Origin of the sequence: Agrobacterium sp. MS2 (assembly GCF_003261015.1) — a bacterium.
Lineage (GTDB): Bacteria > Pseudomonadota > Alphaproteobacteria > Rhizobiales > Rhizobiaceae > Agrobacterium > Agrobacterium pusense.
This window is the reverse complement of record NZ_QLNF01000018.1, coordinates 1-11,507: the sequence shown is the minus strand read 5'-3', so window position 1 is coordinate 11,507 and position 11,507 is coordinate 1. Positions and strand designations below refer to the sequence as shown.

General features: G+C 59.8%; 14 protein-coding genes and 2 pseudogenes. 9 read left to right on the top strand and 7 right to left on the bottom strand.

The features are described from left to right. Positions 1-89 precede the first annotated feature (89 nt). Genes DOU54_RS10185 through DOU54_RS10175 form a run of 3 tightly spaced genes read right to left on the bottom strand, consistent with a single transcriptional unit; the run spans position 90 to position 3,237 of the window. Complete coding sequence (locus DOU54_RS10185; protein ID WP_113731146.1) at positions 90-1,082, bottom strand: tyrosine-type recombinase/integrase; 993 nt, start codon at positions 1,080-1,082, stop codon at positions 90-92. Next, positions 1,079-2,017 (bottom strand): tyrosine-type recombinase/integrase, encoded by a 939-nt coding sequence (locus DOU54_RS10180; RefSeq protein WP_113731144.1) that lies wholly within the window; start codon positions 2,015-2,017, stop codon positions 1,079-1,081. Before DOU54_RS10180 ends, DOU54_RS10185 begins: the two co-directional genes overlap by 4 nt. Beyond that, on the bottom strand, positions 2,014-3,237 hold the full coding sequence (locus DOU54_RS10175; RefSeq protein WP_193603315.1) for a site-specific integrase: 1,224 nt from the start codon (positions 3,235-3,237) through the stop codon (positions 2,014-2,016). Before DOU54_RS10175 ends, DOU54_RS10180 begins: the two co-directional genes overlap by 4 nt. A 128-nt stretch (positions 3,238-3,365) precedes the next feature. Here DOU54_RS10175 and DOU54_RS10170 point away from each other — a divergent pair, with 128 nt between their 5' ends. From DOU54_RS10170 to arsH, 6 genes are read left to right on the top strand one after another with little or no spacing between them, the layout of a single operon-like run. Then, positions 3,366-3,719 carry an ArsR/SmtB family transcription factor gene (locus DOU54_RS10170; protein WP_113731142.1) on the top strand — a complete coding sequence of 118 codons (354 nt, stop codon included), beginning with the start codon at positions 3,366-3,368 and terminating at the stop codon, positions 3,717-3,719. Continuing rightward, positions 3,713-4,156, top strand: a complete 444-nt coding sequence (arsN2, locus tag DOU54_RS10165) for an arsenic resistance N-acetyltransferase ArsN2 (protein ID WP_113731140.1) — start codon at positions 3,713-3,715, stop codon at positions 4,154-4,156. Before DOU54_RS10170 ends, arsN2 begins: the two co-directional genes overlap by 7 nt. A gap of 15 nt (positions 4,157-4,171) precedes the next feature. Continuing rightward, positions 4,172-4,699, top strand: a complete 528-nt coding sequence (locus DOU54_RS10160) for an arsenate reductase ArsC (protein WP_113731138.1) — start codon at positions 4,172-4,174, stop codon at positions 4,697-4,699. Continuing rightward, the gene (arsB, locus tag DOU54_RS10155; RefSeq protein WP_113731136.1) at positions 4,699-5,757 is read left to right on the top strand and encodes an ACR3 family arsenite efflux transporter; all 1,059 of its coding nucleotides are present in this window, start codon (positions 4,699-4,701) and stop codon (positions 5,755-5,757) included. Before DOU54_RS10160 ends, arsB begins: the two co-directional genes overlap by 1 nt. Before the next feature lie 2 nt (positions 5,758-5,759). Continuing rightward, on the top strand, positions 5,760-6,185 hold the full coding sequence (arsC, locus tag DOU54_RS10150) for an arsenate reductase (glutaredoxin) (RefSeq protein WP_113731134.1): 426 nt from the start codon (positions 5,760-5,762) through the stop codon (positions 6,183-6,185). After that, the gene (gene arsH / locus DOU54_RS10145; RefSeq protein ID WP_277920938.1) at positions 6,178-6,888 is read left to right on the top strand and encodes an arsenical resistance protein ArsH; all 711 of its coding nucleotides are present in this window, start codon (positions 6,178-6,180) and stop codon (positions 6,886-6,888) included. The genes arsC and arsH overlap by 8 nt, the downstream gene beginning before the upstream one ends. Positions 6,889-6,892: 4 nt before the next feature. Here arsH and arsK read toward each other — a convergent pair whose 3' ends face one another. Together arsK and DOU54_RS10135 are read right to left on the bottom strand one after the other, a co-directional pair. Next, entirely contained in the window at positions 6,893-8,095 is a 1,203-nt protein-coding gene (arsK, locus tag DOU54_RS10140; protein WP_113731132.1) for an arsenite efflux MFS transporter ArsK, read from the bottom strand. Then, complete coding sequence (locus tag DOU54_RS10135) at positions 8,088-8,447, bottom strand: ArsR/SmtB family transcription factor (protein ID WP_113731130.1); 360 nt, start codon at positions 8,445-8,447, stop codon at positions 8,088-8,090. Before DOU54_RS10135 ends, arsK begins: the two co-directional genes overlap by 8 nt. A gap of 42 nt (positions 8,448-8,489) precedes the next feature. Between DOU54_RS10135 and DOU54_RS10130 the strand changes: the two are divergent. Continuing rightward, a pseudogene (locus DOU54_RS10130) lies at positions 8,490-9,007 on the top strand (DUF6428 family protein). Here DOU54_RS10130 and nhaA read toward each other — a convergent pair. Next, positions 8,990-10,186 carry a Na+/H+ antiporter NhaA gene (gene nhaA, locus DOU54_RS10125; protein WP_113731128.1) on the bottom strand — a complete coding sequence of 399 codons (1,197 nt, stop codon included), beginning with the start codon at positions 10,184-10,186 and terminating at the stop codon, positions 8,990-8,992. The pseudogene DOU54_RS10130 and the gene nhaA sit on opposite strands and share 18 nt — an antisense overlap. A 291-nt stretch (positions 10,187-10,477) precedes the next feature. Here nhaA and DOU54_RS10120 point away from each other — a divergent pair. Continuing rightward, positions 10,478-10,777 (top strand): annotated as a pseudogene (locus tag DOU54_RS10120) (zincin-like metallopeptidase domain-containing protein); the annotation flags it as partial. A 3-nt stretch (positions 10,778-10,780) separates the two neighbouring features. Here DOU54_RS10120 and DOU54_RS27395 read toward each other — a convergent pair. Then, on the bottom strand, positions 10,781-10,954 hold the full coding sequence (locus DOU54_RS27395) for a hypothetical protein (RefSeq protein WP_167378250.1): 174 nt from the start codon (positions 10,952-10,954) through the stop codon (positions 10,781-10,783). Positions 10,955-11,412: 458 nt separating this feature from the next. Between DOU54_RS27395 and DOU54_RS10110 the strand changes: the two genes are divergently transcribed. Continuing rightward, positions 11,413-11,507: DUF736 family protein (locus tag DOU54_RS10110; protein WP_146617345.1), on the top strand; the 95-nt coding region annotated here is incomplete at its 3' end.

Genomic DNA, 11,507 nt, shown 5'->3' with positions numbered 1-11,507 from the left:
GACCCATTATGCCGTAAGTCCGATTATGCCGCATGGCCGATTTTCAAGGATGAGACTTCTCCTATCGGCCACGCGACGGTTCGGCATAATCAGAGTGACTCAAGGAATGCGAGCAGTTCGTCGTTGGGTCGATATCGCCCTGGATGAGTTTTCGGGCTGGTGATCTGAGAAAGGGCTTTTTCCTTCAAGCGCATGTCGGCGTGGATATAAATCTGGGTCGTCTCCACGGATTCATGCCCAAGCCAAAGTGCGATCACAGATTGATCGACCCCGTGATGCAGTAGCTCCATCGCCGTGCTGTGGCGCAAGGTATGCGGTGTCACTCGTTTGCTTCCGAGGCTCGGACATGCTCGTGAAGCCTTGAGGCAATGTTTACGCACCAAATGTTCCAACGCATCACGACTAAGCCGTTCTCCCCGGATTGAGGGGAATACGGGACTGTCACTGTCATGTCGTTTCCCAATCCATGCCTGGATCAGCTTTGCCGTGTCGCGACGAAGGGGCGTGCTGCGTTCTTTTCGGCCCTTGCCGACACAACGGATGTGGGCGCCAGCGCCGAAGACTATGTCCCTGCAGCGCAAACTGATGAGTTCGGAAGCGCGCAGCCCGGTCTGAAGCGCAAGTAAGAGCAGGGCATGATCGCGACGCCCCACCCATGTCGTTCGATCTGGTGCCGCCAGAAGCGCCGCTATCTCCTCTGCGTCGAGGAACGTCACGCTTCGCTTGACGTATCGCTTGCTCGGCATCGAGAGAATACGCTGACAATGGAGAAGCCAGGTCGGATCGGCCATTGCGACGTATCGGAAGAATGAGCGGATCGCGGCGAGACGGGTATTGCGCGTTCTTGCCGTGTTACCGCGCGCCGACTCGACGTGGGTCAGGAAGTCGGCGACAAGATCGGCATCAATATCGTCGATCGTCAGCTTCGTGGGCGGTTTTCCATGCCTTGAGCCAGCGTAACGGACCAGCAGGCGGAAGGTGTCGCGATAGCCGGCGATGGTGTGTGGGCTTGCCTCCATTTGTGTGCAGAGCCGGTCGGTGAAGAAGTATTGGATGAGCGCGGGGAAGTTTGTCGCTTTCATTGCTCTTTCTCCGCCGAACTCATGATCCGGGCGGAAGCCAATTCCAGCAATTCTGGCACGGCTTCCAGATACCAATAGGTATTGGCGGGGCTTGCGTGACCAAGCCATGTGGTGAGCTTGATCATTTCGCGCCCGACGTCCTGGCCGGAACGATACCAGTTCAGCATCGTGCGAACCGCAAAGGTATGGCGAAGGTCATGGATGCGCGGCCCGCGTCCATGACGCTTTTGGCTTTGTCTCTGCCTCAAACCGATCTGCTGGCAGACCAGCGCGAAGTTATAGCGTGCGCCACAGTCGCCGAGGCGATGGCCCTCGCACGTGACGAACATCGCTTCTGACCTGCGACCCAACAACCTGTCCCGCTCACGGCCGTAGCGTTCGAGCTGCTGAACGACCGTTCGATCCAGCGGCAACAATCGTTCCTTGCCAAGTTTGCCGAAGCGAACACGAAGAACGCCGGTCTCGATATCAAGATCTGCCTGGTCGAGACGCAGGGCCTCGTTAATCCGAAGCCCTGTCACGGCAATCAGGCCGAAGAGCGTCGAGCAGGTCAACCCGCGCATGCCGTAAACCGAGGGCAACGTTTTGGTACGCTCGACAATCGCGAAGATTTCGGCGTCGCTGTAGATGTGTGGATGCACCCGCTGGACATGTGCGGGCACCAAGCCTTGGGGCGGAACCTCGTGTCGCGAATCCATCCCGTGCAACCAGAGGGCAAATTGACGGGCCACCCGGAAGCGAGCGCCCCGTGTTCCGGCACTGGCGGCGGGAAGGCTCTCCAGCCAGCGCATGATCAATCTGGTGTCGACATATTCCGCGCCGTCCTTGTCGGCAAAGGTGGTGAAGCGACGCAAGATGCGTTCTTCCGTGCTCAAATCGGCGCCCAGCCGTCGTCTGATGCTGAGGTAGCGCTGCTGTTCATCGAGAAGGCTCATCGTGCAGCCTCCGCAATCGGCCACGGCTGTGCAATGGAGCGCAAACCGTCCGTGTCGAGCTTTGCATAAATCATGGTCGTCGCGCGTGATCTGTGCCGCAACAGATCGCCGATCTCATCCAACGATGCCCCGGAGCGAACCAGGTTTGTCGCAAGACTATGACGCAGGACGTGCGTTCCTACATAGGGCGTCGGTGGCTTCACTCCGGTCGCCGCAAAAGCTTCCCGCAGGATCGAGTTGATGATCTGGCTGTCCTTAAACGGACGGTTGGGCGCTCGGTGACTGACGAACAGAGTCCGCGTTGTCGTTGAAGTCCGTTCCTCGCGCAAATACGTGCTGATCGCCTCTCCCACGTCTGGCGGGATTGGCAGCCGATCATGGCGTTGTCCTTTCCCGCGAACCAGAATCTGCCCGGTTCGCCAGTCGATGTCATCAAGCTGAACTGCCATAACCTCGGGTGCTCGCATGCCCAGCCTCGCCATCAAGAGCAACATTGCATGGTCGCGGGCGCCCCGCCGCGGATTGGTCGCGACCGATGCCAGAACGGCCTCCACTTCATCGGGCGACAGATAGCGCGGAAGTCTCGAGCCCCACGGCTTGTGTACCCTCGGTACGCAGAGTGCGAGGTTTGAGGTGGTGAGTCCTTGGGCGAACAAATACTGGAAGAAGCAACGCAGATGCGTGGATAGCGTCTTGTCGCGGTAAGGTGTCTTGCGCGCGATAACATGCTCCATGAACGCAACGACGTCGCGGGAGACCAGTGCGCCGAGATCGAGATCACCATCTCCGAAGCGATGAGCCAAGAAGCGCGTTGCGAACCCCAAAACATGTTTCACGGATCGTGGGCTGAGCCCGCGTTGTCGCAATAGATAGATCTCGAGGTTGCCGAGAAGCTCGTGGCGTTCGGCCTCTGCCGCAGTGAGCGGTGGTCGCTCCGCCACGCCGATTTCGATCAGGTACTGGAAGAATCGCCTCGCAAGATTGGGAAGCTTGATCTGGGCTTTCGGCGCCATTGGCAATCGCAGTCCCAATTCGAAAGCAAGTTCCGCGGTCAGATCCGACGGTGCGATGCCCTCGATCTCCATCAACCTGCCAAGACGCCTCAGGTTGTGGCGATAATTTTCCAGTGTTGCCGGCTTGTAGTTCTTGGCGGAGAGACTTTCTTCGAATGAGCCAATATAGCAATCGAGGCAATTGATCGTTTTGTTTAATGGTTCCATTTGGCGCTCCTCTTGTTGGAGCCACAAATTTCACCTCAAAACTGCTGTAATGTAATAGGCCCGCGATAGCGATCCGATAGCCGCGGTCGCGGTATTGACAACCATATTATATCCATTACTCTGGATATATGGAAAGCAGCAGCGCGATATCGGCCCTCGCGGCCTTGGCACAGAACACCCGACTTGAGACGTTTCGGCTGCTCGTACGGCACGAACCGGATGGCGTTCCTGCAGGGGAACTCGCGCGACTAATCGACGTGCCGCAAAATACGATGTCAGCGCACCTGGCTACATTGTTACGCGCCGGGCTTGTGAAGAGTGAGCGACAGAGCCGCTCGATAATCTACCGGGCTGACCTTGATGGCCTGCGCGATCTTACCTTGTTTCTGCTTAAGGACTGCTGTGGCGGCTCGACGGAACTCTGCGCCCCGCTCATCGCTCAGCTGACTCCCTGTTGCGCTCCGGAGGCGAAGCCGTGCTGAGCGGGATCCAACTGAGCGAGATAGCTGGCAGCGATCTGGATCTCCGCGCTACCCTCGTCGAAGCGGCGTTGCCAACAGACGATATCGAGGATGAAGGACGCACCTTCTTCAGGGCCAGTTCCAATGAAGGCGAGATTTACGGTTTTTCCGGAATTGAGCGCTGTGCCAGTGACGCTCTTCTGAGGTCGATAGTTGTGCTCCCCTCACATCGCGGCCGAGGCATCGGTCTCGATATCGTTGTGGCGACACTAGGCCGTGCCGGTCTTGGCAGCGACGTCTATCTCGCGACGACGACTGCGACCGCATTCTTTTCACGCATCGGGTTTGTTGAAGTCGCTCGCGACAGCGTGCCGTCAGCCGTGCTGGCCACCCGACAGCTTTCCTCAATCTGCCCATCCTCTGCGACGATCATGAAGCTGATCAAGCCGCCGAGCTAACCACGGACCAGAACCATGACTGACAAGACCTACAACGTGCTGTTCCTCTGCACGGGCAATTCCGCTCGCTCTATTCTCGCAGAATCCATCCTTAACAAAGAGGGCGACGGCCGCTTCAGGGCATACTCCGCTGGTAGCCAGCCAAAGGGTGAGGTCAACCCCCTTGCACTGAAGGAACTAGAGACGCTTGGCTATCCATCGACCGGTCTTTCATCGAAGAGCTGGGACGTGTTTGCCGCACCTGGTGCACCGGAGATGGATTTCATCTTTACGGTTTGCGACAGCGCGGCCGGCGAGGCCTGCCCCGTGTGGATCGGCCATCCGATGACCGCCCACTGGGGCGTCGAAGATCCAGCCGTGGTCTCCGGCCTCGACATCGACAAGCAACGTGCCTTCGCGCAGGCAGCCCGCTTTCTCAAAAACCGGATCCTCGCATTTGTAAACCTGCCGCTCGTCTCCATCGATCGACTGGCGCTGGAGACCAAACTCCGCCAGATCGGCGCGATGGAAGGTTCGACCTCGCCGCAGGGGAAGTCCGCCTGATGTCAACATTTGAACGATACCTGACTGTCTGGGTCTTCTTTTGCATCGCCGTTGGCGTTGCTCTCGGCCACCTGATGCCCGGCGTCTTCCAGGTCATCGGTAGCGCCGAGATCGCCAAGGTCAACATCCCCGTTGCGATCCTGATTTGGTTGATGATCATTCCGATGCTGCTGAAGATTGATTTCCGATCGCTGGCACAGGTCGGGTCGTACTGGCGCGGGATCGGTGTCACCCTGATCATTAACTGGGCGATCAAACCGTTTTCGATGGCTCTCCTGGGATGGCTGTTCGTTGGCTGGCTATTTAGGCCCTATCTGCCGGCAGACCAGATCGACGCTTATATCGCGGGCCTGATCATCCTTGCCGCGGCGCCCTGCACGGCCATGGTCTTCGTCTGGTCGAACCTGACACGTGGCGAGCCGCTGTTCACCCTCTCGCAGGTTGCCTTGAACGACGCGATTATGGTCGTGGCGTTCGCCCCGATCGTCGGCTTGCTGCTCGGCCTGTCAGCCATCACTGTGCCTTGGGCGACGCTTGCCTTGTCGGTTGCACTCTATATCGTCGTGCCTGTCATCATCGCCCAGGTGCTGCGAAGCCGCCTGACCGCTGATGGAACCACCCGCGCGCTCGATAGCTTGCTCGCCAGGCTTCAGCCGATGTCGCTTGGCGCATTGCTCGCCACGCTCGTGCTTCTCTTCGCCTTCCAGGGCGAGCAGATCATCGCCCAACCGGCCGTCATCGCATTGCTGGCCGTGCCGATCCTGATCCAAGTCTATCTGAACTCCGGTCTTGCCTACCTTCTGAACCGCATGGCAGGCGAGCGCCATTGCGTCGCGGGGCCATCGGCCCTCATCGGCGCCAGCAACTTCTTTGAGCTCGCGGTTGCCGCCGCCATCAGCCTTTTCGGATTTCAGTCGGGCGCGGCGCTCGCCACCGTCGTCGGCGTCCTGATCGAGGTGCCCGTCATGCTGTCGGTCGTCTGGATCGTGAACCGCTCGAAGGGTTGGTACGAGGCATCGCCCGCCGTCGCCCACAACGCTATCACCGAAAGACCCTGACTATGGACGCTACCATCTACCACAATCCGGCCTGCGGCACGTCTCGCAACACTCTGGCCCTGATCCGTGCGGCCGGGATCGAACCCACCATCATCGAATACGTGCAGAACCCGCCATCGCGCGAGCAACTCTCTACGATAATCGCAGATGCCGGTCTGACGGTCCGCGAAGCGATCCGTGAGAAGGGCACGCCCTATGCGGAACTCGGCCTCGACAATCCGGAGCTGACCGATGACCAGTTGCTGGACGCGATGATAGCCACCCCGATCCTGATCAACCGACCACTCGTCGTTACGCCGCTCGGCACCAGGCTGGCCCGCCCTTCGGAGGTCGTGCTCGACATCCTGCCAGCAGACGCCTTCAAAGGACCGTTCACCAAGGAAGACGGCGAGCAGGTCCTCGACCAGGAAGGAAAGCGCATTGTCTGAGACATTTCCCGCACTGCACGACGACCATCTTCAGCCGATTGCGCCAGAATCCCTTCGCCCGGCGTTCTCCACCCACAAGCCACGGATCCTGATCCTCTATGGATCGCTCCGGGAAGTGTCGTATAGCCGTCTGCTTGCCTTCGAAGTCCGTCGGCTGCTCGAACGCCTCGGATGCGAGGTGCGGATATTCGATCCTGCGGGATTGCCGCTCCCGGACGAGGCACCCGTCAGCCATCCCAAGGTGCAGGAACTCCGCGACCTGTCGCAATGGTCGGAGGGCCAGGTCTGGATCAGCCCGGAGCGCCACGGCGCGATGACAGGAATCATGAAGGCTCAGATCGACTGGATCCCGCTGTCGCTCGGCTCCGTCCGCCCCACCCAGGGCAAGACGCTGGCGGTGATGGAAGTCTCCGGCGGCAGTCAGTCCTTCAACGCTGTGAACCAGTTGCGCATCCTCGGCCGCTGGATGAGGATGATCACCATCCCCAACCAGAGCAGCGTCGCGAAGGCGTTTCAGGAATTCGACACCGATGGCCGGATGAAGCCGTCATCCTACTATGACCGCGTCGTCGATGTCTGCGAGGAACTGGTGAAGTTCACCATCATGACCCGCGATGCTTCTTCCTACCTCACCGACCGATATAGCGAGCGGAAGGAGGAGGCGGCCGAGCTGGAGAAACGGGTCTCGCTGAAGTCGATCTGACGGATCAGGCCGTTGCGGTGGCAGGCTGCCGGCAGGAGGCGGCCACCGCGACGAATGCCGCGATGCTGATCGCTCCGAGGCATGCGTTTGCGACGAGGGCGAAGCTCAGCCCGATATTCTCCATGGCCGCCGCGAACACGAAGGGCGCCCCGGCGCCAACCGCCAGACGGGCGGCCGCCATCTTGCCGGTGATCGCGCCATATCCGTCCGATCCGAACAGGTAAAGGGGCAGGCTCCCTTGCGCGATGCTGTTGATGCCGGAACCAAGCCCGAGGCAAATGGCGAAGGCGACCGCACCCGGCAGCCAGTTGCCCGTCATCAGAAGGATCAGGACGCCGAAGACGATCAGCACAGCCGAGAGCACGGCCAGACCCGGCGGCGACAGGTTCTTCCCAAAAACCATGTTGATCAGACGGCTCAGAACCTGCGCCGGGCCGAAGAGCGAGCCGATCACGACGGCGGCCGTGCCCAGCCCGATCGATCCCAGCATCGGCACCATATGGGCAAGGATCGCGGCGAGCGTGAAGCCAGAGAGCGCGAAGGCAAAGGAGACGATCACCATCGCGCGGCGCCGGGCGTGTGGCGGGATTGCGCCGATGACCGTCTCGCGCGGTCGGACCGCCGCGTCGCCTGCCTTCTTTCCGAGGCTTCGGATCCAGAAGTGCAGCGGCATGCAGATGAATAGGTTCAGCGCCGCAAAGACGAGATAGATCTCCCGCCAGGACAGATAGCCGGTGAGCGTCGCCGAGATCGGCCAGAAGATCGTCGAGGCAAATCCGCCGATCAGCGTCAGATAGGTGATGCTGCGAGAGGCTGTGCGGGGATCGCTCTCGACCAGCGCCGCGAATGCCGCCTGATACTGGACCATGCCGGACGAGACTTCGAGCAGGATGATGGCAATGGCGAAGATCGCGATCGAGGGTGACCAGGCGCAAAGGGCGAGCGTAAGTGCGGCAAGGGCAGAGCCGATCGTCATGATCGTGGCTGCGCCGATCCGGTCCATCTGCTTGCCGATATAGGTCGCCGACAGGCCACCGATGAACAGCGACACGGAGAACACACCAAACACTTCCGCCAGCGACAAGCCGAGATCCGACGCCATGCCGGGCGCCAGGATGCTGAAGCTGTAATATAGCGTGCCGTAGCCGATGATCTGCGTCAGGCCGAGAGCCGAGACGAGCCCAGCCGAGATTTTCGAGCTACGCAACGACGTCACTCTTGTCGGCCGGGATGCAGCAGTCGTCGGCGCGCTCGCCGTTCTCCCTGATCGTCGGATGACCAGCGCAGCAATCCTCCATCAGGAATTTGACGAGATCGGCGAGCGTGTCGTAACCGGCGGTGTAGATGATCGAGCGGGATTCCCTTCGCTGCGAGATCAATCCTGACCGCTCCAGTTCCTTCAAATGGAACGAGGCATTCGTGGCGGACACGCCCATGCGCTCGGCGATCACGCCTGCGGCCAGTCCTTCAGGCCCGGCCACGACCAACGCTCGGACGATGGCAAGGCGCGTCTCCTGAGACAGCGCCGCGAACGATGAAAGGGCTTGACGTTCATCCATACTTCAACAATCCTTGAACTATTGGATAGAGGGATAACCCACATGAACGCGATCGACAAGTCAGTTTCGACCGACATCAGTCTCGGCCATCTCCTCGATGTGCTTGCGGTGGCGCCGGATGCCCCGCTCATCTTCAGTTATGAGGGCCGTCCGGTTCGGGCTGGCTATCACGTCACCGAGGTGAAGGCTGGGCAGTTTTTGGCACTCGACTGCGGTGCGAATCCGGAAGCATGGTCGGAGATCTTCGTCCAACTGTGGGATATCGATGAAGATAGTCGGACACACATGCCGGCCGGCAAGTTCTCAGCGATTATCCGTAAGGTCGCCGACCATGTGCGGTTAGAGCCGACGGCAAAACTCACGTTCGAATTCAGCAACGAGAGCGGCCAATGGCCCTCTACTGCGCAGCCGCGCCTCGTTTGATCTCGGGGACATTCGAGGTCGAGCTTGCCGCTCGGCCCGCGAGTTGCAAACCGCTAAACCGATGGCTGGCTGAGGACAGGGCGGCAGAGACCATAGTCTGCTGCAGTCCTCTGCAAACATCATGCCGGGTGTCGTAACGAACGCCGACCGCTGATTGCCAACATCGCTGCACCTAATCCACCAGAGACGATCGAACCGAGCAAAATCCCGATCTTTACGTGGTCCTGGACGTTCGGATCGTCGAAGGCAAGCAGTCCGATGAACAGCGACATGGTAAAGCCTATGCCGCACAACATTGCCGTCCCCGCCATCTGGCCCCAGCCTGCCTGCGCCGGAAGCTGTGCTAGACCGAGTTTGACGAGTATCAGCACTATACCGAAGATGCCGACAACCTTGCCGAGGAACAAGCCGACCGCCACGCCCATCGTCAGTGGTTCGGCAAAGACATCTAGCGTCAATCCCGATAATGACACACCTGCATTCGCGAAGCCGAAAATCGGCACAACGATGAAAGCGACCGGCTTGTGCAAAGCATGCTCCAGCCGGTGCAGCGGAGACTCTGCAGGTGCCGCTTCCGGCGTTCCGGGTGTAACCTTCAGCGGAATGGTCAATGCCAGCATCACACCTGCAAGCGTCGCGTGAACGCCTGACGCGAAGACCAGTACCCAGAGCACCGCGCCCAAAACTAGATACGGCCAGAGTGCCGTTACTTTCATGCGATTGAAGATGACCAGGTTGCCCAGCACGATACCTGCACCCGCGAGCGCCATCAGGTTGAGGTCGGCAGTGTAGAAGACGGCGATGACAACGACGGCGCCTAGGTCGTCGATAATTGCCAGTGCCGCCAGAAAGATTTTGAGGGACGCCGGTACGCGGGAACCCAAAAGCGAAATGACTCCGAGCGCGAAGGCGATGTCAGTCGCCGTCGGGATAGCCCAGCCACGCAATGCCGTCGGATCGTTCCGGTTGAAGAAGACGTAAATGAGGGCGGGCACGAGCATACCGGCAGCAGCACCGGCGCCTGGCAGAATGCGACGGCTCCAGCTGGAAAGCTGTCCATCCAGCATCTCGCGCTTGATCTCCAGGCCGACCAGCAGGAAGAACACCGCCATCAACGCGTCGTTGACCCAGTGCTGCAAGCTAAGAGGGCCAATATAGACATGCAGTAAGTGGAAATAGGTTTCGGCCAACGGCGAATTTGCGACGACAATCGCGATAAACGCTACGGCCATGAGCACCAGGCCACCGGATGCCTCGTTGTCGAGGAACTTGCGCAGAGTTGAGTTTGTGCGGCCCTTTGGAACTGTCGAAGACATGGGTTCACGCTCCCTGTTTGGAAGTTGATCGAAGTCTCCGTCGATTTCGGGGGAACCCGCAGCGCACGCAGCACACGCCTGTCCAGTTTATAACCGTGCTGGCGGCACGGTTCCAGTAAAACCGGCCAATTCCGTACCGATTTCTCGCCGCTGCGAACGATTTTGGTGATGCTGATGACCAATATTATGCCGATCGGACTCAATAACGGCCCCCAGGCAAGCGCCCTTTCCAAGTCATGCGGCATAATCCGGCTTACGGCATAATGCGTTTTATGCCGATATCGGCATAAGACGCACTGGACGGCAGCGGAGCATCGGGTTGGACGAAATTTGTCGCGCTATGCGAAAGACCGAACAGGCCGGGCACGGGAAGAACTTATTGCCGAGCTCGGCAGCTGTTTCCTCTGCGCCGATCTCGGTATCGCGCCGGAATTCGAGCCGCGCCCGGATCACGCTTCTTACCTGCAGTCGTGGTTGTCGGTTCTGGCCAACGACAAGCGGGCGATTTTTCAGGCGGCGGCCCAGGCGCAACGCGCTGTGAGCTTTCTGCATTCGCTGCAGCCGGAAAGGGATGTGAAAGCTGCGGCCTGAATTTCAAGCGCGGTCGTCACCACCGGTGGCGGCCGCGGGATCCGCATCATGTTGGTTCTTGAGACCTTGTGCAATGTCAGCATCCAGCCTTCCCCAGATCGACGGTTGTGTAGTGTCGGGTTTGGGTTTGCGGGACGGTTTGCGTTCGACGATGAACGGCTTGGTCTGCTGACGCATTGATCCTCCAGGCAGCGATTCGAGAGCGCACGATATCGCACCGGGCGCAGTCAGCAAGCGGGCCAATGTTAGCTGAAACCCTTCTCCCCTGATGAAGCAGACGATGAGATCGGTCCAGGCGTGCGTGGCGCGGAATGCCATTCGCACCAGGGTGACCGCGGCGGAACGCCATCGCCATATTCCTTCTCGCCAGAGTTTCCGGCAACCCATCCGCGGGCTCGATGAGGCATGTCTGACCGGAGACCGGCTGCGCCTCGATCGTCTTCCCGCAACGGCCACGACCAATTTTCTTACCCCTGCCGGCTGCGCCGCCATTCCTCTCCAACTAACAAAGTTGGTAGTTGCCGCCCTCCACTGCGTTCCGGCCTTATCAGGTGCGGTCCGATCGTCACCGGTCTTTGCGACTGCCATCGAGGCCGCGATGGGCGCGGCCCGAACACACGAAAAGGAATACGACAATGGCAACCATCGGCACCTTCACCTCCACCGAAAACGGCTTCACCGGCTCCATCCGCACCCTCGCCCTCAACGTCAAGGCCCGCATCGCCCGGGT

What these genes read in the sequence shown, in the direction of transcription:
- DOU54_RS10185 (WP_113731146.1), bottom strand. Translation starts at nt 1,082, where the DNA reads ATGAAAGCGACAAACTTCCCCGCGCTCATCCAATACTTCTTCACCGAC.
- DOU54_RS10180 (WP_113731144.1), bottom strand. Translation starts at nt 2,017, where the DNA reads ATGAGCCTTCTCGATGAACAGCAGCGCTACCTCAGCATCAGACGACGG.
- DOU54_RS10175 (WP_193603315.1), bottom strand. Translation starts at nt 3,237, where the DNA reads ATGGAACCATTAAACAAAACGATCAATTGCCTCGATTGCTATATTGGC.
- DOU54_RS10170 (WP_113731142.1), top strand. Translation starts at nt 3,366, where the DNA reads ATGGAAAGCAGCAGCGCGATATCGGCCCTCGCGGCCTTGGCACAGAAC.
- DOU54_RS10160 (WP_113731138.1), top strand. Translation starts at nt 4,172, where the DNA reads ATGACTGACAAGACCTACAACGTGCTGTTCCTCTGCACGGGCAATTCC.
- arsB (WP_113731136.1), top strand. Translation starts at nt 4,699, where the DNA reads ATGTCAACATTTGAACGATACCTGACTGTCTGGGTCTTCTTTTGCATC.
- arsC (WP_113731134.1), top strand. Translation starts at nt 5,760, where the DNA reads ATGGACGCTACCATCTACCACAATCCGGCCTGCGGCACGTCTCGCAAC.
- DOU54_RS10135 (WP_113731130.1), bottom strand. Translation starts at nt 8,447, where the DNA reads ATGGATGAACGTCAAGCCCTTTCATCGTTCGCGGCGCTGTCTCAGGAG.
- nhaA (WP_113731128.1), bottom strand. Translation starts at nt 10,186, where the DNA reads ATGTCTTCGACAGTTCCAAAGGGCCGCACAAACTCAACTCTGCGCAAG.
- DOU54_RS27395 (WP_167378250.1), bottom strand. Translation starts at nt 10,954, where the DNA reads ATGCGTCAGCAGACCAAGCCGTTCATCGTCGAACGCAAACCGTCCCGC.